Here is a 24417-nt window from a genome sequence, read left to right as displayed (position 1 = left end):
TAACACAGCGAGGAAAGCATATGCAGAGAATTCTGGTTTGTGACGATGACCACGAAATCGTCGAGGCAATCAGCATCTACCTCACCGGCGAAGGTTTCAAGGTTCTGCCCGCCTATGACGGTGCGGAGGCGCTGGAAATTATGGAACACACCCCCGTGGATCTTCTGATTGTCGATGTCATGATGCCCGGTCTGGACGGCATTCGCACCACGAGACAGGTTCGAGAGAAGAGCTCCATCCCGATTATCATTCTCTCCGCAAAGTCCGAGGACAACGATAAAATTCTCGGCCTGAACATCGGCGCGGACGACTATCTCACGAAACCCTTCAATCCGCTGGAGCTCGTGGCGCGCGTCAAGAGTCAGCTGCGCCGCTACACGGAGCTCGGCAATGTGGACAGCCGCGACAACATGCATCTCTACACGGTCGGCGATCTCGTGATCAACGACGAGACCAAGGAAGTACAGGTGAGCGGCAACAATGTAAAGCTCACGCCGATTGAGTACAACATTCTCCTCCTGCTCGTCAAAAACGCGGGCAAGGTTTTCTCGATCGATGAGATTTACGAGAAAATCTGGAACGAGGAGGCCATCGGCGCCGACAATACGGTCGCCGTGCACATCCGCCACATCCGCGAGAAAATCGAGATTAATCCGAAGGAACCGCGCTACCTGAAGGTTGTCTGGGGCGTCGGCTATAAGGTGGAAAAGAAGCCATGAAACCGGTCTCACGGGCAGAGAAAGTCTCTTTCTACCAAAAGACTTTTTTGCTCACTCTCCATCTTCTGGCACTGTTACTCTTTCTCTCCGGCATCTGCCTCCTCTACGGGAGCTCCGGCTTCCGGGAGGGCTTAAGCTGGGTGAATCCGGAACACTACGAGGATTCGCCCGCTTTCGAGGCACTGCTCCGCGACCGCGTGCAACAGCTCCTCGGCTATGTCCGCTACCGCGATGTCTTCGAGACCGACGGAAAGTTTGACGCGGACAATGAAGTCTTCTCCTATTCGGACGGCAACGGCGCGGAGAAATTGTTCAGCGTTTCGGATGTCCTGAACTACGCCAAAGAACACGGCTATTCCTTTGACAACGACTACCGCGTGATACACGACGATGCCGCGCCGGGCGGCGACGGTCAGACCTATCCGATCACCTGGCGCGCCTACCGCGAGACCCAGAAGGCGTCCGGCCCCGGCTCCGCCTTTAAGACCCTGGACACCATGACCCGCGAGGTCATGCAGTGCCTCGGCGACTACTATCGCGGCGTCAAGCTCTTTAACACCGGCAACTCCAATCTCTATTATTTCCTGCAGATTGAGGGGCGAAAGGACTACACCAACCGTCCGGGCTTAACCGATGCACAGGCGCGCTCGTTCGGCCGCTATGCGATTTTCAGTTCCGATAATCCGCTGCCGAACAACAATCTGCCCGAGACGCCGAATAAAATCCGCTCGCTGCTGCTCGATGAAATTTCGAGCCGCACGGCAGAATACCACCTGATTCTCGCGGTCGATACCAACTATCCGCTGAAAGATGCCTTTTACCAGGGCGTGCTCGACTATGCCAAGCAGCGCGCACACTACGCCTACGGACTGGCGCTGCTTCTATCGGGCGCGGGACTCATGATTATCAGCTTTCTCCTGCTCTCCTTCCTCTCGGGGCGCAGGGGCAGAGGTTCCCGCGAGGTTTTCCTGTTTCCCTTTGACCGCCACCGCTTCGAGAGCAATTTTCTTCTGCTCTCCCTGCTCTGCGCCGTCGCCAATTTCCTGGCGAATCAGGTCATCGCGCGGCTGCTCCGCCTGATTTTACCCTCCGGCTACTGGGACTTCTCAGAGAAGCTGCTCTTCGCGGCGATTGTCTATCTCTTTTTCCTGATTTTCTACTTCTCGGTGCTCCGCAATTACAAGGCGGGACAGCTCTGGCAGAACAGCTTCCTCCGGGAACTCACGTACAAGCTGAAAAATCGCGCGAAAGATGTGAGCTTTGCCCAGCGCATCACGATCTACTATCTAATTTTCCTGCTCGCAAATCTCGCCGGCGCGACAAGCGTGACGCTTCTGTTGCACGGGAAATCGCTGAATGCACGCCTTGAGGCACTGTCCCTCGCGCTTCTCATCTGCATCCTGGATCTCTGGCTCTACCAGCATCTCTACCAGAAGCAGGCCGAGAACGATGAGATTGCGAGCGCCATCAGCACGCTGGACGCGGAGCCCGACCGCAGTGAGCGGCTCCTGGATCCCGCACATTTCCACGGGCGCGAGGCGAAACTCGCGACCACAATCAACAACATCAGCAACGGTCTGCAGCGCGCACTGAATGACAGTGTCCGCTCCGAGCGCATGAAAGCCGAACTGATCACTAATGTGTCGCACGACATCAAGACGCCGCTCACCTCGATTATCAATTACATCGACCTCATTCGGAGAGCCCACCCCTCCGATCCCGCGGTTCAAAAGTATGTCGACATCCTCGAAAAGAAATCGCAGCATTTAAAGACGCTGACCGAGGATCTCGTGGAGGCAAGCAAGGCCTCGACCGGCAATGTGCAGATCGATCCCGTCAAGATTAACTTTGTGGAGCTGGTCGAGCAGACCAACGGCGAGTTCGAAGAGCGCTTCGAAGAGCGCAGTCTGACGCTTATACCGACGCTCCCGACCGAACCGCTATATATTTTTGCGGACGGTCAACATCTCTGGCGCGTCCTCGAAAACCTCTACAACAACGCCTGCAAGTATGCGGCCGCAAATTCCCGCATCTATGCGGAAGTCTCGGCGGAGGAGGGCTTTGTGAGCTTCACGCTGAAAAACATTTCGGCGAGCGCCCTGAACATAAGTCCCGAAGAGCTGACCGAGCGCTTTGTGCGCGGCGACCGCTCCCGCACGACCGAGGGCAGCGGCCTGGGTCTCTCGATTGCGAAGTCGCTCACGGAACTGCAGGGCGGCACGCTGGACATTCAGATCGACGGCGATTACTTCAAGGCCCGCGTGCGGTTCCGCGAGGTCAACGATTAAACCGATCACACAAAAAAGCATCCGGAAAACCGGATGCTTTTTTGTTCCGCTGCCTCCGAGGACTCACTGTAGGCTTTGCCAGTAGGAGGCACCCTCTTTGATTTCTTCCCGGAGAGCTCCCTGCTCTTCGAGATATTTCAGGCAGGCATAGGTCTTAAACCAGATCTGAATACAGACTTCACGCTCCTTTTCCGTGAGCGGCCTTTGATAGCGTCGGTATGCCATCGCGCCGATATCCCGCAGTAGGAGCGGTTCTTCCGCAGCGCGGACAATGTGATACAGATTTTCACAGTGCCGGTGATAGTAGCGTATGGTCTTCTCGACCGCCGTGCGCGGGTTCCGGAACGGCGCGCCGTGCCCCGGCACAAAGAGATAGTCCGAAAAGCGGGCAGCCGCCTCACCGAGCGAGGCGATGTAGGACGAGAGCGCATTCGGAAACTCTCCGATGTTGCTCACAATCGGCGCGACCTCCTCGAGAATATGGTCGCCGCTGAAAATAAACTTCTGCGCCCGCGCGAAGAAGCCGAGCTCTCCGCGCGTGTGCCCGGGCAGCGCCGTGACTTCGAGGCGGTAGTCGCCGACCTGACGGCAGTCGCCCGGCCGTATCGGCAAATAGGGAAAATCCCAGACCCCTTCATAGCCCTCGCTGAAGCAGTCGGCGGCCTGCCAGAACGCCTCGTAGGTCTCCCGGTCATAGGTCTCGAGGCCGACCAGGCGAAAGAGCTGCCGCCGCCCCGCCTCGTCCATCAGGAGCGTATTCAGAATCGCGCTCTGATCCATGTCCTCGGGGTTCACGAAAATGCGCGCCCCCTCGGCCGCGAGTGCCCGCGCCTGTCCGAGATGATCCTTGTGGCCGTGCGTGATCAGCACATCCAAACCATCCGGGCGGAAGCCGAGCGTCCGCATGACCTCCCGCAGCGCTGTGCCGCAGGACGGATCCGCCTTCTCCGGAAAGCCGCAGTCAATCAGCACACTGCGCTCGCCGACGGCACCGCGGAGAAAACTGTAATTCAGATGGCGGACGCCGACCATTTCGGTCTCGATCTCCGCCACATAGACGCCCGGAAAAATCTCCTGTATCATCCAAGCACCAGCTTTACCGCGCCGTAGATTCCGGCGTCGTTGCCGAGTTCCGCGAGCACCACGCGCCCGCGGTTTTGCGAAATCTTCGTATAGCGGTCGTAGTAGACCTTAATCTTGTCGAGCAGATACGCGCCCGCGCGGGACACCCCGCCGCCGATGATGAAAATTTCGGGATCTATCGTCATGCAGAGCATCGAGATGGTCTCGCCGAGATATTTGGCGACGGTCTCCATGACCTCGTCCGCGAGGCCGTCACCGGCTCTCCCGAGGTCGCAGACATCCTTTGCCGTCAGCTTGTCACCGAGCGCCCGGAGCCCGCTGTCGCGCGTCTTCTCCTGCGCGAGGCGGCGTCTCGCCTCGCGGACAATGCCGGTGGCACTCGCAATCTGTTCGAGGCAGCCGACCGCGCCGCAGTTGCAGGGCTCTGTCTCTCCGTCGCGGACGTGGATATGGCCCACCTCGCCCGCGAGACCGTGCTTTCCGGTCACAATTTCGCCGTTCATAATGACGCCGCCGCCCACACCGGTGCCGAGTGTCAAAAGCACCGCATTGGCCGCGCCCTCACCGCCGCCGCGCCAAGCCTCACCGAGCGCCGCGACATTCGCATCGTTTCCTACCTCGACGCGGACACCGCCGAGCAGATCCGAGAGCTCGCGCGCCGGGTACATTTCCCGCCAGTGCAGATTGACGCCCACCTCAACATAGCCCGTCGGCTGCACGGGACCCGGCACGCCGATTCCCACGCCGATCAGCTCTACCTTACCCTGAAAGGTCTCTTCCATCGTCTTCCGAATGCTCTCGGCGATGTCCGGCAGCACATGCGTGCCGTTCTCACTCGTGTCTGTCGGGAACTCCCACTTTTTCAGAATGGTTCCGTCCGGCTGAAACAAGCCGAGCTTGATACCGGTCCCGCCGACGTCTACACCGATGCCAACTTTCTCCATGGTTCCTTTCCCCCTTTTGGTTTACTTCAACCTGACTTCTTTGATATGCGCCGCGCCGAGCCAGAGATAGCGGTTCTCTCCCGAGAGCCGGGCCGCACGCACCAGCGGAAAATCCACGGCGCCGCTGAACTGCTTCGTGCCGTTTTGCAAAAAGACGGTCAGCGCATCGCTGCCGATCAGAAAAACCGTGCCCCTGTCCACAAAGGATGAGGTATAGTGCTCGCTGAAATTCGCGTGCATGACTTTGTCGCCGCCGTTGTTGTAGAGCTCAACGCGGTAGGGCTTATTGTCCTGCGCCTCCGCCTCGTTTAGGACAATGGCGACATAGTTCCGGTCGAAGCAGAGCGAACGTATCACTTCCTGCTTCTCGGCGAGCTTCCAGCCCTTCTCAATGCCGTTTTTGCCGACCTGGAAAAAACAGAGCCCGCGCGTGGACGCCGCAAAAGCGCGCCCATTCCGGAAGTATCGCACCTCCGAGATCAGATTTTCGCCCTCGTAGGGCGTGATACCGCCCTTCATCTGATCTTCCCGGCCGCTGCCGCCGCTGTCCGAGAAATCGTAAACCACGATTTTCCCGGCGAGCTTACCGCCCTCCAGATAGGCGACGCCCGCAATCACCTGACTGCCGTCATCCGAGAGATCGAGCGCGGTGAAATAGCCGTCGCCCTCGAGCAGTGCCTTGACGGTGATGTCCAGGACAGAGCCGTCCTTCTTATAAAACTGGATATAGCTCGCCGAACTGTCTTCTTCGAGCGTCGCAACAACACCCGACAGCGAAATCGAGGCGCTGTCCAGCGTTCGCTCCGTGCGGCACTCGCCGATTTTTCCGTGCTTCTCGTCAAAAATCTGCAACGTGTTGCCCGAACGGTCCGCAATCACCGCATAGCTCCCGTTCACATCGATCACCGGATCCTTCATCTCAAAACTGGAGGTCCAGTAGGTGTCGTTCTTTTCGCTGATATAGCTCACACCGTCTTTCGAATACTTGAGATAACCCTGCTGAAACGGCTCGTAGCCGACCAGACTGCCCTGACTCACATCCTGCTGGTTGATGACGGCGTAGGCGTGATACTGTTTGCGCCCGTGATACAGACTGAGCAGCACCAGAAAGAGCAGCAGTCCGATGCCGATCCGGACGAGGCCCCGCCAGATTGTGCGCGCAGATTTGGTCTCTTCTGCCATACTTTACGACTCCTGCCGGTCCCGATAACGCGCAATGGCCTCGGCGAGGTTCGTGACCGTCCCGTTCTCCATGATGTCCTTGAGCGCCGCAATCTTTTCCGCCGTCATGAATTCCTTCCCGAGCATGGGCTCGTACCGCTCCGCGAGGCGCAGTGCCGCTGCCTGGCGCTCTTTTCCGACCTCGGTGAGCGCATGTTGCGCCACCTCGTACTGGCTCTTCTTCTGATTAACGCGTGTCGCTGCCTCGCCGCGCAGTTCCTCGGCGATTTTGTCGGCGGTCTCCGCGTCAAAGATCCGGAGCGCCTCGGCCTTTTTCTGCTGCGTCGCCTCGAGGCGCTGCTCGACCGCCGCAATCTCGTTGTCAAAATCCCCGAGGTTATACGGCTCATCGCTCTTATCGCGCTGAATGCTTCGCTTCACGCGCCGGAGTTCCCGTCCTTTTTCCGCGATCTCGTTCCGCATGCGTCTTCCCTCTTTCAGCGTCTCGAGATAGCGAAGCTTCGACTGCGTGCCGATCACGGTGTAGATGCCGCCGATGAGGACGATGTCCGCGATGTAGATCAGTACCAGCGCCGGGATATGCCGCAGCGAATCCGGCAGCGCCAGGAAATAAATGCCGCAGGGCAGTGCCACAAAGAGGAGAGCGACAAAGAGAAGAATCTGTAGCCACTCGCCGAAGTGCTGCGGCCAGTAAAGCGCGTAGTACAGTTTGCTCCGGAAAATCCCCGGAACCTGCTGTTTCCGGAACAGTTCCCGGAGGCGTCTGCCGGTTTCCGCCATCTCCTCTTCGATCGGCGCGGATTCCGCCGCAATGCGCTCCTGTTTGCCGATGTGCTTGGCTCTCTCTTTCTTTGACTGCGCGCGCTTTAAGGCCGCCCGCTCCTCCGCAATCTCATCGTCGAAATTTGCGGCGAGCTCCTTCCGGCGGCTCGTCACGGTGCGGTCAATGCTGTCCTTTAAGCTCTGCTCCTCGGCCGCGAGTTCCTTCTGCCGCTCTTCTGTCTGCGCCTTTAAATCGGTCTCCTGACCGCGCAGTTTTTCTTCGAGGAGCACAGCCTGCTGCGCCTCCTCCAGGAATTTACCGTAATCTTCCAACCAAAACTCCTTTCTCCCTGCCGCATTGCATTTCTCCGGCGCTTCCGCTACCATAGAAAAAAATTCGCAACCGCGGAGGTACTCTTATGTTTCGTCTCTCCGGAAAATGTGTCCGGCACACTAAAATCGTAAGCAGCGCTGTCATTAGCGATGAGAGCACAGAGAAAAGCCGCACCGAGAAAGTGCTCGGCGCCGTGAGAGAGCTCGCAACGGAATTTGACCTGCCGTCCCCTCTCTGGCTCGAAAAAAACATCCGGGACTTCAAACGGCGCGCGCGCACGCGCTTTACCGCCGACAACTTTCTGGAAGCCCTGCCCTTTGACTATCTGGAAATCGAAGTCCTCGAGGAGTAGCTCAGAGCGCTTCGAGCATGCGGAGCGTGAGGGCTAAAAAGTTCCGAATTGCCTGCTCCGTGAACGCCGGGTAATTTTCCACCGCCTTCATGTCCGCCTGGTCGGAGATCGCGCGGATCACGAGGTAGGGCAGGCCGTAGAGATAGGCCGTGTGCGCAATCGCGGCGCCCTCCATCTCACAGCAGCTGCCGTGAAAATCTCGGTACAGCTCTTCCTTCTTTTCCCGGCTCGCAACAAAAAGATCGCCGGATACCACGCGCCCCGTGTGCACCGTGACGCCGGCAGAGAGTTCTTCCTCGCAGGATTTTGCGAGCTCCAGGAGCTTTTGATCCGCCGGAAACGCACTGGTCTTCATTCTCGGAATCACACCCTTCTCATAGCCGAACGCCGTGACATCAAAGTCATGCTCCAGGCAGTCCGTCGAGAGCACAATATCACCGAGCTTCACCTCCGGTGCAATGCCGCCCGCAATCCCCGTGTTCAGAATGCAGGCCGCATGAAAGCGCTCAATCAAGATGCTCGCGGCGACCGCCGCATTGACCTTGCCGATGCCCGAGCAGACCAGTGCAACCTCCTTGCCCGCAATTCTTCCGGTCAGAAAGCGCATACCTGCGCAAACTTCCTCCTGTCTCCCCTCGAGCTTTTCGGCGAGCCCTTCCACTTCTTCTTCCATGGCTCCGATAATACCGATCGTCATATTGCCTCCTTGTCGCCTTGAGATAATGCCCTCCGCAGAGTAAAATACAAGACATAGCTTTCTTCATCTTACCCTGTAAGGAGAGGTTCGTAAATGAAAAAAATCGTTCTGACCGGCGGCGGTACCGCAGGTCATGTCACGCCGAATATTGCTCTGCTCCCTGCCCTTCGCGAGGCGGGCTATGAAGTCCTCTACATCGGCTCCTACGAGGGCATGGAGCGCAAATTAATCGAAGCGACCGGCACCCCCTACTGCGGCATTTCCTCGGGAAAACTGCGCCGCTATTTCGACTGGAAAAATTTCACCGACCCCTTCCGGGTTCTGAAAGGATACGGCGAGGCAAAGGCCATTCTCAGAGACTTTCGGCCGGACCTCATATTTTCGAAGGGCGGCTATGTCGCCGTCCCTGTGGTGCGCGCCGCAAAGCGCCTCGGCATTCCCGCCGTGATTCACGAGTCGGATATGACGCCGGGACTCGCAAACCGTCTCTCCTACAGCGCGGCGACCAAAATCTGCTGTAACTTCCCCGAGACGCTCTCGCTCCTCCCGAAGGACAAGGCGGTGCTGACCGGCTCTCCGATACGCGCCGAGCTCCTATCGGGCAGTCGCGAGGCGGCTTATGAACGAACCGGCTTTACGCCGGAGCGCCCGGTGCTCCTCGTGATCGGCGGCAGTCTCGGTTCCCGTGCGGTCAATGCGTCCGTCCGCGAGGCGCTTCCGGACCTCCTGAAAGAGTTCCAGGTGCTGCACATCGCGGGCAAGAATAACCTGGATCCAACGCTTTCCGAAACCCCGGGCTACCGCCAGTTTGAGTATGTCTCCGAGGAACTGAAAGACTACTTTGCACTCGCCGATATCATGGTGAGCCGCGCCGGTGCCAACGCCATCTGCGAAATTCTCGCGCTCCGGAAGCCCAATGTCCTGATTCCGCTCTCCGCCAAAGCGAGCCGCGGCGACCAGATTCTGAATGCCCGCTCCTACGAAAAACAGGGCTACTCCCGCGTACTCGAGGAAGAAGCCCTGTCGCGCGAGACCTTGCTCGCCGCTGTGCGGGAGACCTATGCGGACCGGGCGCGCTACCTCGCCGCAATGGAAGCGGGCGGCAGCGCGGACGGTGTGGCTCAGGTCATGTCTGTGCTGAACAGCGTGACTGCCGGTCGCCGGTAAAGCACGACCGCGAGCAGAAAACCGACCAGCAGACCGCCCGCATGCGCCGCGTTGTCAACCCCCTCGGTGAAGAAACCGCTCAGTAGCATCATGCCCGAGAAAAAGAGAAGGTTGCGGATGCGGAACTCCTCAAAGCGACCGCTGTTTCTGATGAGTACCCAGATCAGGCCGCCGAGCACGGCGAAAACCGCGCCCGAGGCACCCGCGCTGAGTACCTTCTGCCCCATAGCTACCTCGACCGCGAGGGAAGCGGCCGAGGCGCCGACAGCCGAAAAGAGGTAAAAGATCAGGTATTTCACATGCCCCAGCGCGTGCTCCAGACTGTCGCCGGTCACAAAGAGAACCAGCATATTGTTCCCGAGATGCCGTATGCCGAAGTGCAGAAAAGCTGCCGTGAGCAGTCTCCAGTACTCGTGATTCTCGAAAATATAGGGCGTATAGCTCGCGCCGTAGCGAAGCAGAATGTCATTGTCGCTCATGCCGCCGCGGAGTGCGGTGTAGAGAAACACCAGCACATTGATGAGAATCATCCAATTCGTGACCGGCGCATTTCGACTTCTCCGATATAGCTCCATCGCCGTGCTCAGAGCGCTTTGCGGATGCTCTCGGCAGTTGCCTTCAGTTCCTCCGGTTCTGCCTTGCCCAGGGTCCAGGCAACCATCTCCGGGCCGTTCTCGTAGCGCGGGATAATGTGGATGTGGAAGTGAAACACCGTCTGACCGGCCGCCGTGCCGTTGTTCTGGACAAGGTTAAAACCCGCGGCACCGAGGCCGTGCTGCATCGCCTTGCCGACCTTGCCCGCGAGCGAAAACGCCTCGCCAATTGCCTGTTCCGGCATCTCCGTGATATTGTCGTAATGTTCTTTCGGCAACACCAGAGCATGTCCCTTCGATGCGGGACCTAGGTCCAGAATCACGCGGTAACCCTCGTTCTCACAGATCTCCGTCGACGGAATTTCACCGTTCGCAATCTTGCAAAAAATACAGTCGTCTTTTCTCATCTCAAGCCTCCTCTTCCTGTCTGTAACGCGCAGTGCTGTCTTTACTTTACAGCACCGCGCTTTTTTTGTCCAATTCCGCAGAAGCCCCTCGCACCCCCGCCTATGCGCATTTCCGCCCGCCGATACGATGGCGGTAACCGCTCTCGTTCCGACTCCCACATGCCCCTCTGACCACTCTCCCTTACTCGCCGCCGCACCATTTGCGGCTCCCTTTTTCACCGCACAACTTTCACCCAGAAAACACGTTCACGCGCCGACCCCTGCACCCTTTTTCGCCCGCCGCTACGCCGGGCTCACTCGCTCTCTTATCGACACGCTCACCTGGCAACACCCACGCGCGAGTCTCGTTTTCTCTTCGCACCGCCGCACCGCTTCCCGCTACCTTCCCGGGCGCACAGCTTTCACCCGGAAAACACGCTCGCGCGCCGACCCCTGCGCCCTTTTCCGCCCGCCGCTACGCCAGGCTCACTCGCTCTCTTATCGACACGCTCACCTGGCAACACCCACGCGCCGACTCACGTTTTCTCTTCGCACCGTCGCGCCGATTACAACTACCTTCCCGGACGCACAACTTTCCCCCGCAAAACACGCTCGCGCGCCAATCCCTGCCCGCTTTTCCGCCCACCGCTGCGCCGGGCTCACTCGCTCTCTTATCGACACGCTCACCTGGCAACACCCACGCGCCGACTCTCGGTTTCTCTTCGCACCGCCGCACCGCTTCCCGCTACCTTCCCGGGCGCACAGCTTTCACCCGGAAAACACGCTCGGGCGCCGACCCCTGCACCCTTTTCCGCCCGCTGCTGCGCCGGTTGTAACCCCCCTTTCACCGCTTTCCTGTCGCATCGAAAAAAAGTAAAAATTTTTTTGAAAATCTTCGAACCTTTTTCCTGTTTTGACCGTCCTTATATATGTACGACGAAAGGAGAGCCCATGAAGTCCTTGGAAGTATTCTACGCTTCGCTTCGGGAACAGCTGTCTGAAACGGTTTGCGCCATGCAGGATGCAAGTGATGCCGCGCTCTTCGCAGAGATTGATGCCGCGATTTCACAGCTCCGCACCACACAGTTGCTCTCTGTCAGCGATCAGCTGTATCTCCGCAACTCTCTTTTCAATTCCTTTCGCAGGCTGGACATACTCCAGGAACTCCTCGATCAAAAAGATGTCACGGAAATCATGGTGAACGGCAAGGACCGGATTTTCGTGGAGCGGCGCGGCAAGGTAGAGCGCTGCGACCTGCATTTTTCAAGCGAGGAGCAGTTGGAGGATATGATTCAGCGCATTGTGAGCCGCGTAAACCGCAGCGTCAATGTCTCAACCCCCATTGCGGATGCGCGCCTCCCCGACGGCAGCCGGGTTCATATCGTGCTGCCGCCGATCTCCCTCGGCGGTCCCGCTGTCACCATTCGAAAATTCCCCGAGCCCATCACGATGGAAACACTGATCGGTTTCGGGACACTGACAGCCGAGGCCGCCGCCTTTCTGAAAAAAGCGGTTGCAGCCGGGTATAACATCTTCATCAGCGGCGGTACCAATTCCGGCAAGACGACCTTTTTAAATGCACTCTCCGCTTTTATTCCGAAAACCGAACGCGTCATCACGATTGAGGATTCCGCGGAGCTTCAACTTCTCCACATCGAAAATCTGGTGCGCCTCGAAACCCGCAACCGGAATGCCGAAGGGGAGGGCCAAATCCGCATTGCCGACCTGATTCGCGCCAGTCTCCGCATGAACCCCGACCGCATCATTGTCGGCGAAGTGCGCGGCGCCGAGGCCCTCGATATGCTGCAGGCGATGAATACCGGCCACGACGGCTCCCTCTCGACCGGTCATGCCAATTCGGCCGCCGATATGCTGACACGGCTCGAGACCATGGCACTCGGCGGCGCCAATCTCCCGCTCGCCGCAATTCAGCGACAAATCGCAAGCGCACTGGATCTCATTGTGCATCTCGGCCGACTCCGCGACCGGAGCCGCCGTGTGCTTTCCATCACGGAAATCGGGGGTGTCTCACATGGCGAAATTGCACTGCACGATCTCTTTGCCTTTCAGGAGGAAAAAGAACAGGACGGTTTCCGGGTGCGGGGAGAACTCCGCGCGGTCGGAACCCTCAGGCGCCGCGGAAAGCTCGACGCTGCCGGTCTCGTCCTATGAGCGCTACACGCTCTCCCTTCGGGAGTATCTCCGGCTTCTGTTCCGCGCCCTTCTCATCACAGGCCTCTTTACCTTTGTCTTTTACCGGAACCTCCTCTTTTTTCTCTTCCTGCTCCCCCTCGCTTTTCTCTTTCCCTTCACACAGCGAAAGGCGCTCGCTGCCGCACGACGGCGACAACTCCTGCTTGCCTTCCGCGAAGCGCTCTCTCTGCTCGCCTCCTCGCTGAGCGCGGGCTATTCCCTCGAGAACGCACTTCGCGAGAGCCTCGGTGAACTCAGCGTCCTCTACGGAAACACCTCACTCATCGTCCGCGAATTCTCTTATTTACTGCGGCAAATCGGGATGAACATTCCGCCGGAACAGGCGGTCGATGACTTCGCAAAGCGCAGCGGCCTTGACGATATCAAGACCTTTGCCCGGGTGCTCCGCATTGCGAGAAAGTCCGGCGGCGATCTCGCCGGAATCCTGCGCCGCACCAGCGAGGTGATCGGCGACCGCATCCAGATCAAAGAGGAAATCCTGACTCTCACCGCTGCCCGGCGCTTTGAGCAGCGCGTCATGAACCTCGTACCGCTCTTCATGATTCTCTATGTCGACTTCTCTTCTCCCGGTTTTTTCCGGGTCATGTACGAGACCCTGCTCGGGCGTCTCGTGATGACCCTCTGCCTTGCCACCTATCTCTTCGCGCTCTACTTGTCACAGCGCATCTCTTCCATTTCCCTCTAGGAGCGGTCATGCAAACACGACTTTTCTCCCTGCTGAAACGCTATCGCGCGCCCTGCCTCTGCCTAGCCGCAGGGCTTGCCCTCTACCTCTTTGCCACCTTGCGGCACCCTGCCCAAAACTCGCTCGAAACGGCCGCACGCCTGCCCAGGAATTCCTACGGCGGCGCCGACAGCCGCTATGATCTGATTATCGACGGACTCGGGGACGGCGAGACAGAACTCTGCCTTCCCGTACAGGCGCGTCGCTATACGGACGCCGAATTTGCGGCTGCCGCGGACCGCTGCATGGAAAAGCTGCCGCTTGTCGTCTTAAACGGCAACGCCTCGCTCGCGGAAATCCGCGGCCGCCTCGACTTCCCCGCCCTTTTCCCGGAAGAAGGCCTTTCGGCGAGCTATCTCTCTTCTGATCCCGCGCTGCTCGACAGCTACGGCAATGTGAATAACGCCGCGCTGACCGGACCCGCAGAGCTCACACTGACCGTGACGCTCCGCGATACACCGGCACGCGAGGGACTCTGCTTCCTGTTGCCCCTCACGATACTGCCGCCCGCTACGGATCCGGCAGCACAGCGCACCAAGGACTTTCTCGCCTATCTGCAGGCAGAGGACAGCCGGCAGGCTATAGCGCCTGAACTCTCCCTTCCCCGAGAATACCAAGGACATGCGCTCCGCTACCGCGAAAAGAAACGCAGCGAGGCGCGTCTCTTCCTTTTGCTCGGCGCTGTCGCCGCGCTGCTGTTTCTCCTGAAAGAGCGACAGGACAGGGCGGATGCCGCCGCTTTGCGGCAGCGGCAGCTCCTGCTCGACTACCCCGAGCTCGTGTCCAAGCTCCTCGTGCTGCTCGGCGCAGGAATGAATGCCCGCAACGCCCTGCTCTCGATTGCCGCGGATTACAGCGCCGAACGGCAGAAAAAAGCGGCGCCGCGCGCCGCCTACGAAGAACTCAAAAGAGCACTGCTTCTGCTCCGCGCGGGCGAAAGCGAGAGCCGCATGTACCGCGCCTTCGGGCGCGCCTGCGGTCTCCGGCAATATATGAAGCTCGCCTCGCTGCTCGAACAAAATCAGAGAACCGGCGTCGCTACCCTCCGCACCATCCTTGCGGCCGAGATGACTCTCGCCTGGGATGAGCGAAAAAATCTGGCGCGGCGTCTCGGCGAGGAAGCCGGAACCAGACTTCTGCTCCCGCTCTTTCTCATGCTCCTTGTCGTCATGATTGTCATGGTTGTCCCCGCGTTTTTCAGCTTCTCATAAAACAAATTCAGGAGGTTTGTCATGAAACGGTTTGCGACAGGATTTTTTGATTCAGAAGACGGTTTTTCCACGATTGAGCTCATTCTGATTCTCGTGGTCCTTGTGACCCTGGTGGTGCTCTTCAAGGGGCAGGTCATTGCCCTCCTGAATCGCGCCTTCGGCGAGATTAATAACCAGGCCGGCAAGGTCTACTGATGCGGCTCCGCGGCTCGGTCACACTGTTTCTCGCGCTGGTTCTGACTTCCTGCTGCGCCCTCATCTGTGCGCTGCTCGAAAGCGCGCGAACCGCGGGAACCCGCTACTATGCCGCTCTCGCCGCCAATGCAGCCGTGGATTCCCTGTTCTCCCGCTATGACCGCACGCTCTTTGCGCGCTACCGCATCCTCGCCTACCGCTACCCGGGCGACGAGCGCTGCGCAGCCGAACTGGACCGCGCCGTGCAGGCGTACCGGCAGGATGCCGGGCGCTATCCCTTTTTCGAGGCGACCATACGTCCGCTCGAAACCGGTTTCCTCGGTGACGGCGGCGCGGTCTGGCTGGAGCAGGAAATGCTCGACTACATGAAGACACAGCCGGGAGACACTGCGCCGCTCACGGTGTCACTGCTCACGCAGTATCGTCCCGGTCTTACCTTCGCCGAGCATGTGTCCCCGTCCGTGACCGCGCTGTCTCCCCTCTTTGCAGACGCCGCGGAGAGCGAGGCGCTGTATTTCCGGCTGGAGCAGAGCCTTCTGGACGCCGGACGCGAAAAGGAAGCCGCGGCCGCAGCGCTCGCAGCCGGCAATCTCCCGGACTTCTCCCAACATGCCGCCGCGCTCTCCGCGGCCCTCAGGCAAACAGAGCTTGCTTCCGCCGACTGCCTACAGCTCTCCTCGCAACTTACAGACGGCAGCGCACGGTTCGCCTTTTCGGGACAGGCGGAAGAGGCAGCGCTCCTGCCCCTTTACGAGACCGTCTCCGAGACGGCAGCTGCCTTTCGCGCGCGGCGTCCCGAAATTTCCGCGGCTGGGACGGCTGCTCCCGCTCTCACAGCGACGGTCTCCGCCTACGAGACGGCAGCCGCAGAGCTTGCCGCGCGCATCGCCGAAGAAGCCGAAGAGGATGACGAAGACGACGGCATGGGCATCGATGCCGAAGCCCTCTGGCATTCGCTCGCCGCCGACTTTTCCGCAGCACTCAGTCTGCCGACTCTCAGCGCGGCCTCGGGCCTCAGGCAGGACGCTGCTCCTCTCTCCCTCGCCGCTCTCCTTCGAACCGAGCCCGCGACCCGCGAGGCGCTCTGCCTCCCGGCGAGTGCAGCCGTTCCCGCCGGAAGCCTGTCTCTCACAGAGCTTCCCTCCGCGCAGCTTGCGGCGGCGGAGCCTGGCGCCTCGCGCAGCGACGAAGATGACTGTCTCTTTGCGCACTATGCGGCCTCCTTTTTCCCCTGCTATCTGTCCCAAACGAAAGAGGCGGCGCAGGCAGGTCTCAGCCTCCAGCTGGAATATCTGAGCACCGGCAAGGAGACCGACCGCGAAAACTTTTCAGCAGTCTGCTCCCGCCTCTTTGCGGACCAGCAAAGTCTCCGTCTGCTCGCGCTGCTCTCGGACCCGGCTGCCTGTCAGACCGCGGAACACGCCGCCGACAGCCTCTGTACCGCGGCCGCTTCCCTGCGGCTTCGCGCCCTACTCCGTTTCCTGCTGCTCTATGCGCTTGCAGCCTATGACAGTCTCACAGACCTGTCTCTGCTGCTTGCCGGACAGAAAGCACCGCTCTTTTTGCTTACCCCCGTCCCCCGTATCTCTGCCGAGCGGCTCTTGCAAGGCGGCGGCTTTCAGCCTCCCGCCTCCACCCTTTCGGAGAGCGGAGACGGACTCTCCTACCGGGAAGCCCTGCTCTTTTTCTACCTGCAAACTTCCCGCGCCGAACGGAACTACCGCATGCTCGATCTCATGGAAACAGCGCTCTCGAACGGACAGACGCCCTTCCGGATCACGCACTGCCTGGTTTCGCTCCGCGCGGAGCTCCGCTGCAATGCCTCACATCTTTTCACCGCGCTCTTTTCCCTGCCCGCCGCCGCGCCGAAACAGTTTCAGATTTCCGTGCAGAGTTTCCGGGCCTACTGAGAGGGCGACGGCGCTTCAACCTTGCGTTTCTGTGAACAGAGGAGACGGCCACATGAAAACCACTGTCAATCAAAATCGGAAAACAGCTCTCCAGGCACAATCCCGACTTTCCGTCTCTTTTTCTCTTCACAGGAGCGCAGCGCTGAGGCGCCGCGCCCCGCTCTCTGCCTCGCTCACGGTAGAGGCAGCGCTCGTGCTGCCTCTCTTTTTGTTTGTGCTCCTCCTCTTTTCCGTGCCCTTCCGCATCATGACCGCCGAGCGGCAGATGCAGCGCGCCGCGGAAACCGTCTGTGACCGCGCCGCTGCCCTGGCCGCGCTGTCAACACCGGAGGCCGCGCAATACAGAAATTCGCTGAGTTCCTTGGCACTTGCGGCCGCGCGCGCCGCTGTCTCCGATCCGAATCTCAGCGGGCTCAGTGCCGAGCGCTCGAGCTTCCTCGCGGACGGCGAAACGGTTCGCGTCGTGCTGGACTACAGCTACACACTCCCGATTCCCCTGTTTCGCCTGCCCGCCATCCGCTGCAGCCGCACGGCATGGCGGCGCGCCTGGATCGGGGAAACCGATCCGGAAAACTGCGTCGCGGCAAACCCGGAAGAGGAAATTGTCTATGTCGGCAGGCACTCAACCCGCTACCACAAGACTGCCCGCTGTCACTATCTCTACAACGATCTTCGCGCCGTGTCTCTCTCCGAAGCGACGGCTGCGCGCAATGCCTCCGGCGGTCGCTATCACGCCTGCCCGGTCTGTGCGCGCGGCGCAAGCGGCGGCACTGTCTACCTGATGCCGAGCGGCACCGCCTGGCACCGCGATCCGGCCTGCCGCGCGATTCGCGCCTATGTCCGCGCCGTGCCGAAACGCGAAGTGGAGCAGCTTGGCCCCTGCAGTTATTGCTATCCCTGAAAGGAGTTCCCGATGTTTGCGACCACCCTCTTCGGTTGCTTCAGTCTCACGCTTTTTTCACTTGCCTGCGCGTGCGAGGACTTTCTCTATCAAACCGTACCCCGCCGCTTTTTTGAACTTCTGCTCCTCCTGGAGCTCGGCTTTTATCTGTGGCGCCTCTTCTTTGTCCGCGCGACTGTGCCGACAGAGCTTCTGCTCTCGCTCTGCCTGTCTCTTCCGCTGCTCGCCTTTTCCCTGCTGTCCCGCGAAGCCCTCGGGCTCGGCGACGCACTGTTTCTCCTCTGTTTCGGTCTCGGCGCCGGCTTTCACCGCCTGCTGTTTCTGCTGACAGCCGGTTTTTTGTCCGCGGCACTCCTTTCTCTTTTTCTGCTCTGCCGCCGCTTCGGGCGCCCGAAAAAGGCAGGGACAGAGCGCATTCCGCTGCTCCCCTTTTTTCTGCTCCCCGCCCTTTTTTGTCTCTTTTCTCCGGGCAAGGTTCTGTCATGAGGCGGCCCCTGTCTCTGCGTCTTCGCGCCTCTCTCACCGTGGAAGCACTCTATGTATTCTCGCTTCTCTTTTTATCGCTGACCGCAGCTACCCGCTTCGTCTATCGGGAACAGGCCCGCTGCACTGCCGGCTTTCTGCTCGAAGATCTCGCGGTACAGGCCTCGCGTGCGGATTCCCGCACCGGCGATATCGCCGCTGCCCCGGCCGAACTGAAGTCACACTATCTGCGCCGTCTCTCTTCCCTGCTCCCCGTTGACGACAGTCACTTCACCGTCTGGTGCGGACCGGAGGTCGGCGGTGTCGAGCTCCGCGCGCCCCGTTTCTCTGCGCGCATCGAATACAAACCGCTGCGCCCGGAGACAGCCCTTCGCAGCACCAGTCCGCTTCCGGACAGCACAAAGGAGGTAACCCCATGATGAAACCGGTTCATAGTGCGACACACAGCGCCCTCGAACTTCCTCTCTCCCCCGCCGACGCATCCGGCTTTCCGCGCCGCATGCTCGAGGAAAACCATATCCCCGGTTTTCTGCCGCTCTGCCCTACCTGTGAGGCGCTGCCCGAGACACTCTCCTACGATGTGACCGGCCTGCTCTCTCTCACCGACGCAGCAGCCGAGCAAAAACTTCGCGCCGAAGATCTTCGCCGCCTGTTACTATATCTTCTTCAGGCACTCTCCCGTCTCCCGGCCTATCTCTTGTCTCCGGACGGTCTGGTCCTCAATGCCGACGCGATTTACCTGGACCCGCAGAGCCGCGCCCCCTGCTTTCTCTATCACCCGGGACAACATGCGGACTTCGCGGACAGCCTCTCCGCCTTTTTACATGCGCTCCTCGCGCTGACCGATCAGAATGAAGAGCGACACATGGTGCTCGCCTACCGCCTCTATCAGGAAAGCCTCTCGCATCCGCACTCTCTCGACTATCTGGAGCGCATTCTGACTGCCGCCGAGGCAACGCCGCGCGCGGCGGACCCTGCTGTCGATGCCGCACCGTCGCTTGACCCTCTCGTCAGCGAAATCCGGGAGGTCAGTGCCGAGGAACTTCCGCAAAAAAAGAGCGGCGGATTGCTCCGCCGCCTCTTTCACCGCACAGAAGAACCGAATCACTCTGCGGAAGATGCCGTCTTCTTGGAGGCACTCCGCGAACCCTGAGTCTTCTTCGCCGAGGGTTTCTTACTCGCCGCTTTCTCGCTTGCCGGTTTCTTTGCGCCCGCCGCCTTCTTGGCCGCCGGTTTCTTTGTTCCCGCCGCCTTCTTGGCTGCCGGTTTCTTTGCTACCGCAGTCTTCTTCGCCGCCAGTTTCTTCGTCTCATCGAACTCGAAGATCCGCACTCCGTACGCCGGCAGCGGCGCTTCCAGATAGAACGGTCTCTGGTCGCACTCGCCCGGTTTTGCGCGATAGGAGACCGCGCGCTTCTTCCGAAGCGTATAGAGTCCTTCGGTCTCATCCAGGATCAACCGGTAACTGCCCGCGTGCGGCACGCCGACACGATAGTCCTCGCGCGCAACCGGCGTGAAGTTAATCACAAAGAGCAGCGATTTCTTCCGGCTCTCATCCCGGCGAAGGAAAGAGAAAATCGAACGGTCCGCATCGTTCGCATTGATCCACTCAAAGCCCTGCCAGTCGTTGTCCAGACGGTACAGCGCCGGATGCGAGCGGTAAAGCTGCAGGAGTCCCCGCACAAAGTTCTGCATATCCCGGTGCGGCGCCTCGTTTAACAGCTCCCAGTTCAGCGAAACCTTCTCATCCCACTCGTGCCACTGCGCAAATTCCTGTCCCATGAAGAGCAACTTCTTGCCGGGGTGGCCGATCATATAGCTGTAGCCGCACTTCAGATTTGAGAACTTGTCCTCGTAAATACCCGGCATCTTGTTGATCATCGAGCACTTGAGATGCACCACCTCATCGTGCGAGAGCACGAGCACATAGTTCTCGCTCGTGAAATAGGTGAGGCCGAAGGTCATCTTGTTGTGGTTGTCGCGCCGGAAGTAGGGATCCAGCTTCATGTACTCGAGGAAGTCGTGCATCCAGCCCATGTTCCACTTGAAGGTGAAACCGAGACCGTTGTCCTCCGGACGGTGTGTGACCATGGGCCAGGCTGTGCTCTCCTCGGCAATGATCATGCTGCCGTCCTTCCGCCCGGCGATCACGGAATTCAAGTGCTTGAAGAACTCAATTGCCTCGAGATTCTCGTTGCCGCCGTATTTGTTCGGGCACCACTGACCGCTCTGTCTGCCGTAGTCCAGATAGAGCATCGATGCTACGGCATCGACCCGGAGTCCGTCCACATGGTATTCGTCTATCCAGTAGAGCGCATTCGCAATCAGGAAGTTCTTGACCTCGGTCTTGCCGTAATCAAAAACCTTGGTGCCCCAGTCCGGATGCTCGCCCTTTCTCGGATCGGCGTACTCGTAGAGCGCCTGTCCGTCGAAATCCACAAGGCCGAAGGCATCCCGCGGGAAATGCGCCGGCACCCAGTCGAGAATCACGCCGATGCCCGCCGCGTGCAGTGTGTCGACAAAAGCCTGAAATTCCGCCGGGCTCCCGTAGCGGGAAGTCGGCGCGTAGTAGCCGGTCACCTGATAGCCCCAACTCCCGTCAAACGGATACTCCGCAATGCCCATGAGTTCCACATGGGTATAGCCCATGTCCTTGACATAGGCCGAGAGCTCCCGCGCCAAGGTCTCATAGGAGAGAAAACCGTCCCGCTCGTTTTCATCGCCCCGCCGCCAGGAACCGAGGTGACACTCGTAAATGCTGAGCGCTTCCTGCCGCGGATTCTGCTTTGCCCTCTGTTGCATCCACGCCTGATCCTTCCACCGGTAGTCCCAGGGTTCTCCCGTGAGCTGTGACGCCGTGCCGGGGCGGAACTCCGCCCCGCGCGCATAGGGGTCTGCCTTGTAGAGAAGCTCCCCGGCAGCGCTTTTCAGAAGGAATTTGTAGAGCATCCCGGCTTTGAGTCCCGGGATGAAGCACTCCCAGATGCCGCCCTCAAAAATTTCCGCACACGGGTTTGCCTCTGCCTGCCAGTCATTGAACTCGCCGACCACGCTCACCGCGCGCGCGTGCGGTGCCCAGACCGCAAAGTAGTACCCTTCCACGCCGTCCCGCGTCATGGGATGTGCACCGAGCTTCTTATAAATCTCATAGTGCGTTCCCTGCCCGAACAGATAACAATCTGTCTCTGTGATGACACCCATACCTCTGTTGACTTCTGCCATACTCCCTCCGCGCAACGATTGTTTTGTATGCTACAAGTATAGCTTTTTTTTCGACATTTGACAAAGCAAGAAAAGGAGGATTTTATGTTTTTACAACTCTCTCCGCTCGCCCTCTTTTTGCCACTATTCTCGATTGCGGATTTGAAGGAACGCCGTATTCCGAACCGCCTCCTCCTGTTGGCCCTGCTGCCCGGTATGGCGGCACAGAATCCGCACTTCCTGCTTCGCCTCTGCCTCTCTGCCCTTCTCTTTTATCCCTGGTTCCGCCTGCATCTCATCGGCGCGGGCGATGTCAAGCTCCTCGGTCTCTGCTGCGCCTATCTGGGGCTCTCCGCCTTTCTCGGTTTCTTTTTTCTGAGCCTCCTCGCCGCTACTCTGCCGGCGCTCTGGCTGCTGCTCTCCGGACGGCGCTGTGAACAGCTGCCGCTTGCGCCCTTTTTCTTTGCCGGCTTTGCGCTCTTAAAGCTGCTCTCCGAAACCCCGCTTCTTCACACCCTTTTCTTCTGACACACCAAAGGAGGTTCTTCTCATGCGACGCTGTGCCGTTCTTTTACACCCCGACGCCGACTACGCCGGACGCCTTGCCGACTTCTGGAACCAGCGAAAGAGTCTCGGCCTTCCCGTCTATGCCTTCTCCGCACTCGAAGCGTTCCGCGCCTTTCGCGCGCGTGCCGATGTGGAGTTGCTGCTGTTCTCCGAGCACTTTGCCGAAGAAATGCAGGGCCTGCTCGGACAGAGCATGGCCATCCTGCTGAGCGAAGACGGCTTTGTCGGCGAGCGCTGTCAAAACGCGCTCCCGGTTCCCGCTGTCTTTTCCTATCGTCCGGCCGATGCCCTTGCGCGCCGCGTCATGCAACTCTATGCAGCCGCAAGACCGGGCTCCCTCTCCCCGGTTCAGCGCGGCGACTGCGAAATCCTGGGCATCTACTCTCCCGTCCACCGCTGCGGCAAGACCACCTTCGCCCTCTCCCTCGGACTCGCGCGCGCCGCGCAGGGCAAGACCCTGCTTCTCTCGCTCGAAGACTACGCCGGCGTCTATGCGCAAATTGCGCCGGATGCCGCCGAAAGTCTCTCGGAACTTTTATTTGCCCACAGCAGCGGTCGCTACAGCTGGGCCGTTTTGCAGAGCAGACTCTCCGCCTTCGGCGCACTGGATCTGCTGCCGCCGGTGCGCTGTGCGGAAGATTTGTCTCTGCTCCCCCCGGAGGAATTCGCCGCCCTCTTACAGCGTATCGCGCGGGAGAGCGGCTACCGTAGCATGGTGCTGGATTTCGGCGCCTTCGGCCGCCGCGCGCTCGAGCTCCTGGAACTCTGCGACCGCATCTTCATGCCCGTGCTCTCCGACCCGCTCTCCGCTCTGAAACTGAACTCGTTCCGGGAGTATCTCCGGCAGAGCGGCCGCGCGCAGCTGCTTGAAAAAACCGAAACGCTGGAACTTCCCCCGGAAACGGAAAAAGCGCAGGACTACGCCTGCGCTTTGCTGCCCGCCTATGAGAGCGGACCTCTCTATGAACTTGCCGCCGCCTTGCATTGAACCGCGGCAGTGTTTGCGCTGTCTCAGCGGAAGGTGGCAAAAATCGAAGCACCGACCACAGTCATGATACCGCTGACTACAATCGCGAGTCCCGCCATAGCACCCTCAATTTCACCGATCTGCATTGCCTTCGAGGTGCCGATTGCATGTGCCGAAGTGCCGAGCGCAAGTCCCTTGGCAATCGGGCTGTGAATCGCGAACAGATGACAAATCGGATCGGCGAGCACATTACCGAGAATACCGGTCACAATAATCGAAGCCACGGTGATGGTCGTATAGCCGCCGAGCTCCTCCACCACGCTCATACCGATTGCCGTCGTGATGGACTTCGGCAACAGCGTGATGTACTCCACATGGTTCATATGAAATATCGTGCAGAGCACGAGAATCGAACCGAGGCTCGTGAGCACACCGGCCAGGACGCCGAGCACGACCGCAAGCAGATTGTCCTTCAGAAGTTGCAGCTGCTGGTAGAGCGGCACGGCGAGCGCCACCGTCGCCGGCGTCAGAAGATAGCTTAAATACCGCGCGCTCCGGATGTAGCTTCCGTAGTCGATATTAAACGCAACCATGAAGCCGATGACCAGAATAATCGAGATCAGCAGCGGATTCAGCACCGCAAGCCCCGTCTTGACGCGCAGTGCGCTGCCGATATCAAAGGCGAGCAGACTGATGACGATGCCTATGATGGTCGAGTTTCGAATAACTTCATTCATGGCCTCATCCATGCCCATGATGCTTCCTCCTTTTCTTCCCGTGCGCTGCCGTTGCCTCTGCGGCAGCGTGTTCTGTTTTCGCGGTCTCTTCCGCTTCGGCAGTCTCTGACAGTGCGGCGCAGTCCGTTACTTCCGGCTCTTCGCTCTTGGTCACCTCGCCGTGCAACAGATGCTTGATTTTTTCCGTCTCGTGTTTTGCCGCCTCTCGCAATTCTTCGGCGATTACATTCTCTTCGGCCAGAACCTCTTCCTTTAACTCCTGAGAAGCCGTCTCGCCTTTTGCACGTCCGCGCGCCGTCACGGCGAGCAAAATTTCGGTCACGCGCCCCGTGATACCCATAACCAGCACGGTCGAGACAAAGGTCACGACCGTGACCGGCAGAATGATGGTACGGAGCTGCCCCCAGGCTGTCATGAGACCCACACCGGCCGGAATGAACATGAGCGGCATCGCATCAATCAGAAACTGCGAGGTCTCGAGCACACTCTCCAGCTTTATCATCCCTGTCATCAGCGCGATCATCATGAGCGCCAGGCCGTAAATACTGCCGGGCACCGGCAGCGGAATAAAATAATGCATCAACTCGCCGACACAAGTCATGCCCGCGATAATGCCGAATTGTCGCATCAATCTCATGGTTCGATTCTTCCTTTACCTTGCTTGCCTTAAGATTTCCTTATCATAAAACTTTTTTTGCAAACAGAAAAGTGTAAACCGGCAATCCGCTTGTCTTTTTTCAGCGACAGCCTTATAAAGAAAGAGACTTTTTGGTTTGAACAACTGCCTCTCTCCTGTTATC

At 59.3% G+C, this 24417-nt stretch carries 25 protein-coding genes; 15 read left to right on the top strand and 10 right to left on the bottom strand.

The window, feature by feature from the left end; all coding sequences use genetic code 11:
• The first annotated feature begins 20 nt into the window (after positions 1-20).
• Both HMPREF9623_RS10545 and HMPREF9623_RS10540 read left to right on the top strand, forming a co-directional pair.
• Positions 21-719, top strand: coding sequence for a response regulator transcription factor (locus HMPREF9623_RS10545; RefSeq protein ID WP_009533849.1), 699 nt, complete (start codon positions 21-23; stop codon positions 717-719).
• Complete coding sequence (locus HMPREF9623_RS10540) at positions 716-3007, top strand: sensor histidine kinase (protein ID WP_009533848.1); 2292 nt, start codon at positions 716-718, stop codon at positions 3005-3007. Before HMPREF9623_RS10545 ends, HMPREF9623_RS10540 begins: the two co-directional genes overlap by 4 nt.
• A gap of 63 nt (positions 3008-3070) precedes the next feature.
• On the opposite strand, the gene HMPREF9623_RS10535 is transcribed toward HMPREF9623_RS10540, so the two are convergent.
• The 4 genes from HMPREF9623_RS10535 to HMPREF9623_RS10520 are packed head-to-tail and all read right to left on the bottom strand — an operon-like array spanning position 3071 to position 7311.
• Complete coding sequence (locus HMPREF9623_RS10535) at positions 3071-4090, bottom strand: MBL fold metallo-hydrolase (RefSeq protein WP_009533847.1); 1020 nt, start codon at positions 4088-4090, stop codon at positions 3071-3073.
• A complete protein-coding gene (locus HMPREF9623_RS10530) occupies positions 4087-5034 on the bottom strand; it encodes an ROK family glucokinase (protein WP_009533846.1) in 948 nt (315 codons plus the stop codon). The genes HMPREF9623_RS10535 and HMPREF9623_RS10530 overlap by 4 nt, the downstream gene beginning before the upstream one ends.
• A gap of 21 nt (positions 5035-5055) precedes the next feature.
• Positions 5056-6216, bottom strand: coding sequence for a DUF5711 family protein (locus tag HMPREF9623_RS10525; protein ID WP_009533845.1), 1161 nt, complete (start codon positions 6214-6216; stop codon positions 5056-5058).
• Positions 6217-6219: 3 nt separating this feature from the next.
• Positions 6220-7311: a hypothetical protein gene (locus tag HMPREF9623_RS10520; RefSeq protein WP_009533844.1), complete on the bottom strand. Its 1092-nt coding sequence runs from the start codon at positions 7309-7311 to the stop codon at positions 6220-6222.
• Between the two features lie 86 nt (positions 7312-7397).
• Here HMPREF9623_RS10520 and HMPREF9623_RS10515 point away from each other — a divergent pair, with 86 nt between their 5' ends.
• Entirely contained in the window at positions 7398-7664 is a 267-nt protein-coding gene (locus HMPREF9623_RS10515; RefSeq protein WP_009533843.1) for a hypothetical protein, read from the top strand.
• A 1-nt stretch (position 7665) separates the two neighbouring features.
• On the opposite strand, the gene HMPREF9623_RS10510 is transcribed toward HMPREF9623_RS10515, so the two are convergent.
• On the bottom strand, positions 7666-8361 hold the full coding sequence (locus HMPREF9623_RS10510) for a 5'-methylthioadenosine/adenosylhomocysteine nucleosidase (RefSeq protein WP_009533842.1): 696 nt from the start codon (positions 8359-8361) through the stop codon (positions 7666-7668).
• Between the two features lie 93 nt (positions 8362-8454).
• On the opposite strand from HMPREF9623_RS10510, the gene HMPREF9623_RS10505 reads away from it, so the two are divergent.
• The gene (locus tag HMPREF9623_RS10505) at positions 8455-9528 is read left to right on the top strand and encodes an undecaprenyldiphospho-muramoylpentapeptide beta-N-acetylglucosaminyltransferase (RefSeq protein WP_009533841.1); all 1074 of its coding nucleotides are present in this window, start codon (positions 8455-8457) and stop codon (positions 9526-9528) included.
• Here HMPREF9623_RS10505 and HMPREF9623_RS10500 read toward each other — a convergent pair.
• A complete protein-coding gene (locus HMPREF9623_RS10500; RefSeq protein ID WP_009533840.1) occupies positions 9483-10103 on the bottom strand; it encodes a rhomboid family intramembrane serine protease in 621 nt (206 codons plus the stop codon). The two genes, HMPREF9623_RS10505 and HMPREF9623_RS10500, sit on opposite strands and share 46 nt — an antisense overlap.
• Positions 10104-10111: 8 nt before the next feature.
• Positions 10112-10528 carry an HIT family protein gene (locus tag HMPREF9623_RS10495; RefSeq protein ID WP_009533839.1) on the bottom strand — a complete coding sequence of 139 codons (417 nt, stop codon included), beginning with the start codon at positions 10526-10528 and terminating at the stop codon, positions 10112-10114.
• Between the two features lie 930 nt (positions 10529-11458).
• Between HMPREF9623_RS10495 and HMPREF9623_RS10490 the strand changes: the two genes are divergently transcribed.
• From HMPREF9623_RS10490 to HMPREF9623_RS10455, 9 genes are read left to right on the top strand one after another with little or no spacing between them, the layout of a single operon-like run.
• On the top strand, positions 11459-12679 hold the full coding sequence (locus tag HMPREF9623_RS10490; protein WP_009533838.1) for a CpaF family protein: 1221 nt from the start codon (positions 11459-11461) through the stop codon (positions 12677-12679).
• Complete coding sequence (locus HMPREF9623_RS10485; protein WP_242822180.1) at positions 12567-13406, top strand: type II secretion system F family protein; 840 nt, start codon at positions 12567-12569, stop codon at positions 13404-13406. Before HMPREF9623_RS10490 ends, HMPREF9623_RS10485 begins: the two co-directional genes overlap by 113 nt.
• Before the next feature lie 8 nt (positions 13407-13414).
• Positions 13415-14656 (top strand): hypothetical protein, encoded by a 1242-nt coding sequence (locus HMPREF9623_RS10480; protein ID WP_009533836.1) that lies wholly within the window; start codon positions 13415-13417, stop codon positions 14654-14656.
• Positions 14657-14677: 21 nt separating this feature from the next.
• Positions 14678-14851 (top strand): Flp1 family type IVb pilin, encoded by a 174-nt coding sequence (locus HMPREF9623_RS11390; RefSeq protein WP_009533835.1) that lies wholly within the window; start codon positions 14678-14680, stop codon positions 14849-14851.
• Positions 14851-16761, top strand: a complete 1911-nt coding sequence (locus tag HMPREF9623_RS10475; RefSeq protein ID WP_009533834.1) for a DUF5702 domain-containing protein — start codon at positions 14851-14853, stop codon at positions 16759-16761. Before HMPREF9623_RS11390 ends, HMPREF9623_RS10475 begins: the two co-directional genes overlap by 1 nt.
• 52 nt (positions 16762-16813) lie before the next feature.
• Positions 16814-17662 (top strand): hypothetical protein, encoded by an 849-nt coding sequence (locus tag HMPREF9623_RS10470; RefSeq protein WP_009533833.1) that lies wholly within the window; start codon positions 16814-16816, stop codon positions 17660-17662.
• A gap of 12 nt (positions 17663-17674) precedes the next feature.
• Complete coding sequence (locus tag HMPREF9623_RS10465) at positions 17675-18148, top strand: prepilin peptidase (RefSeq protein WP_009533832.1); 474 nt, start codon at positions 17675-17677, stop codon at positions 18146-18148.
• Positions 18145-18564 carry a hypothetical protein gene (locus HMPREF9623_RS10460; RefSeq protein WP_009533831.1) on the top strand — a complete coding sequence of 140 codons (420 nt, stop codon included), beginning with the start codon at positions 18145-18147 and terminating at the stop codon, positions 18562-18564. The genes HMPREF9623_RS10465 and HMPREF9623_RS10460 overlap by 4 nt, the downstream gene beginning before the upstream one ends.
• Positions 18561-19298, top strand: a complete 738-nt coding sequence (locus HMPREF9623_RS10455) for a DUF6382 domain-containing protein (RefSeq protein WP_009533830.1) — start codon at positions 18561-18563, stop codon at positions 19296-19298. The genes HMPREF9623_RS10460 and HMPREF9623_RS10455 overlap by 4 nt, the downstream gene beginning before the upstream one ends.
• Here HMPREF9623_RS10455 and glgB read toward each other — a convergent pair.
• On the bottom strand, positions 19250-21367 hold the full coding sequence (gene glgB / locus HMPREF9623_RS10450; RefSeq protein WP_009533829.1) for a 1,4-alpha-glucan branching protein GlgB: 2118 nt from the start codon (positions 21365-21367) through the stop codon (positions 19250-19252). The two genes, HMPREF9623_RS10455 and glgB, sit on opposite strands and share 49 nt — an antisense overlap.
• An 84-nt stretch (positions 21368-21451) precedes the next feature.
• On the opposite strand from glgB, the gene HMPREF9623_RS11040 reads away from it, so the two are divergent.
• Positions 21452-21874 (top strand): prepilin peptidase, encoded by a 423-nt coding sequence (locus HMPREF9623_RS11040; protein ID WP_009533828.1) that lies wholly within the window; start codon positions 21452-21454, stop codon positions 21872-21874.
• A 22-nt stretch (positions 21875-21896) separates the two neighbouring features.
• Positions 21897-22901: a P-loop NTPase family protein gene (locus HMPREF9623_RS10440; RefSeq protein ID WP_009533827.1), complete on the top strand. Its 1005-nt coding sequence runs from the start codon at positions 21897-21899 to the stop codon at positions 22899-22901.
• 23 nt (positions 22902-22924) lie between these two features.
• On the opposite strand, the gene HMPREF9623_RS10435 is transcribed toward HMPREF9623_RS10440, so the two are convergent.
• A complete protein-coding gene (locus HMPREF9623_RS10435) occupies positions 22925-23617 on the bottom strand; it encodes an LrgB family protein (RefSeq protein WP_040800546.1) in 693 nt (230 codons plus the stop codon).
• Positions 23618-23621: 4 nt separating this feature from the next.
• On the bottom strand, positions 23622-24254 hold the full coding sequence (locus HMPREF9623_RS12050; RefSeq protein WP_009533825.1) for a CidA/LrgA family protein: 633 nt from the start codon (positions 24252-24254) through the stop codon (positions 23622-23624).
• Positions 24255-24417 lie beyond the last annotated feature (163 nt).

It is taken from the genome of Stomatobaculum longum, assembly GCA_000242235.1.
In the GTDB taxonomy this organism is placed as follows: Bacteria; Bacillota; Clostridia; order Lachnospirales; family Lachnospiraceae; genus Moryella; species Moryella longum.
This window is presented reverse-complemented; position numbering and strand designations above follow the sequence as displayed.

Coding starts and splice junctions, on each gene's coding strand:
- HMPREF9623_RS10545 (WP_009533849.1), top strand. CDS start 21: ATGCAGAGAATTCTGGTTTGTGACGATGACCACGAAATCGTCGAGGCA.
- HMPREF9623_RS10540 (WP_009533848.1), top strand. CDS start 716: ATGAAACCGGTCTCACGGGCAGAGAAAGTCTCTTTCTACCAAAAGACT.
- HMPREF9623_RS10535 (WP_009533847.1), bottom strand. CDS start 4,090: ATGATACAGGAGATTTTTCCGGGCGTCTATGTGGCGGAGATCGAGACC.
- HMPREF9623_RS10530 (WP_009533846.1), bottom strand. CDS start 5,034: ATGGAGAAAGTTGGCATCGGTGTAGACGTCGGCGGGACCGGTATCAAG.
- HMPREF9623_RS10525 (WP_009533845.1), bottom strand. CDS start 6,216: ATGGCAGAAGAGACCAAATCTGCGCGCACAATCTGGCGGGGCCTCGTC.
- HMPREF9623_RS10515 (WP_009533843.1), top strand. CDS start 7,398: ATGTTTCGTCTCTCCGGAAAATGTGTCCGGCACACTAAAATCGTAAGC.
- HMPREF9623_RS10510 (WP_009533842.1), bottom strand. CDS start 8,361: ATGACGATCGGTATTATCGGAGCCATGGAAGAAGAAGTGGAAGGGCTC.
- HMPREF9623_RS10505 (WP_009533841.1), top strand. CDS start 8,455: ATGAAAAAAATCGTTCTGACCGGCGGCGGTACCGCAGGTCATGTCACG.
- HMPREF9623_RS10500 (WP_009533840.1), bottom strand. CDS start 10,103: ATGGAGCTATATCGGAGAAGTCGAAATGCGCCGGTCACGAATTGGATG.
- HMPREF9623_RS10495 (WP_009533839.1), bottom strand. CDS start 10,528: ATGAGAAAAGACGACTGTATTTTTTGCAAGATTGCGAACGGTGAAATT.
- HMPREF9623_RS10490 (WP_009533838.1), top strand. CDS start 11,459: ATGAAGTCCTTGGAAGTATTCTACGCTTCGCTTCGGGAACAGCTGTCT.
- HMPREF9623_RS10480 (WP_009533836.1), top strand. CDS start 13,415: ATGCAAACACGACTTTTCTCCCTGCTGAAACGCTATCGCGCGCCCTGC.
- HMPREF9623_RS11390 (WP_009533835.1), top strand. CDS start 14,678: ATGAAACGGTTTGCGACAGGATTTTTTGATTCAGAAGACGGTTTTTCC.
- HMPREF9623_RS10475 (WP_009533834.1), top strand. CDS start 14,851: ATGCGGCTCCGCGGCTCGGTCACACTGTTTCTCGCGCTGGTTCTGACT.
- HMPREF9623_RS10470 (WP_009533833.1), top strand. CDS start 16,814: ATGAAAACCACTGTCAATCAAAATCGGAAAACAGCTCTCCAGGCACAA.
- HMPREF9623_RS10465 (WP_009533832.1), top strand. CDS start 17,675: ATGTTTGCGACCACCCTCTTCGGTTGCTTCAGTCTCACGCTTTTTTCA.
- HMPREF9623_RS10460 (WP_009533831.1), top strand. CDS start 18,145: ATGAGGCGGCCCCTGTCTCTGCGTCTTCGCGCCTCTCTCACCGTGGAA.
- HMPREF9623_RS10455 (WP_009533830.1), top strand. CDS start 18,561: ATGATGAAACCGGTTCATAGTGCGACACACAGCGCCCTCGAACTTCCT.
- glgB (WP_009533829.1), bottom strand. CDS start 21,367: ATGGCAGAAGTCAACAGAGGTATGGGTGTCATCACAGAGACAGATTGT.
- HMPREF9623_RS11040 (WP_009533828.1), top strand. CDS start 21,452: ATGTTTTTACAACTCTCTCCGCTCGCCCTCTTTTTGCCACTATTCTCG.
- HMPREF9623_RS10440 (WP_009533827.1), top strand. CDS start 21,897: ATGCGACGCTGTGCCGTTCTTTTACACCCCGACGCCGACTACGCCGGA.
- HMPREF9623_RS10435 (WP_040800546.1), bottom strand. CDS start 23,617: ATGAATGAAGTTATTCGAAACTCGACCATCATAGGCATCGTCATCAGT.
- HMPREF9623_RS12050 (WP_009533825.1), bottom strand. CDS start 24,254: ATGAGATTGATGCGACAATTCGGCATTATCGCGGGCATGACTTGTGTC.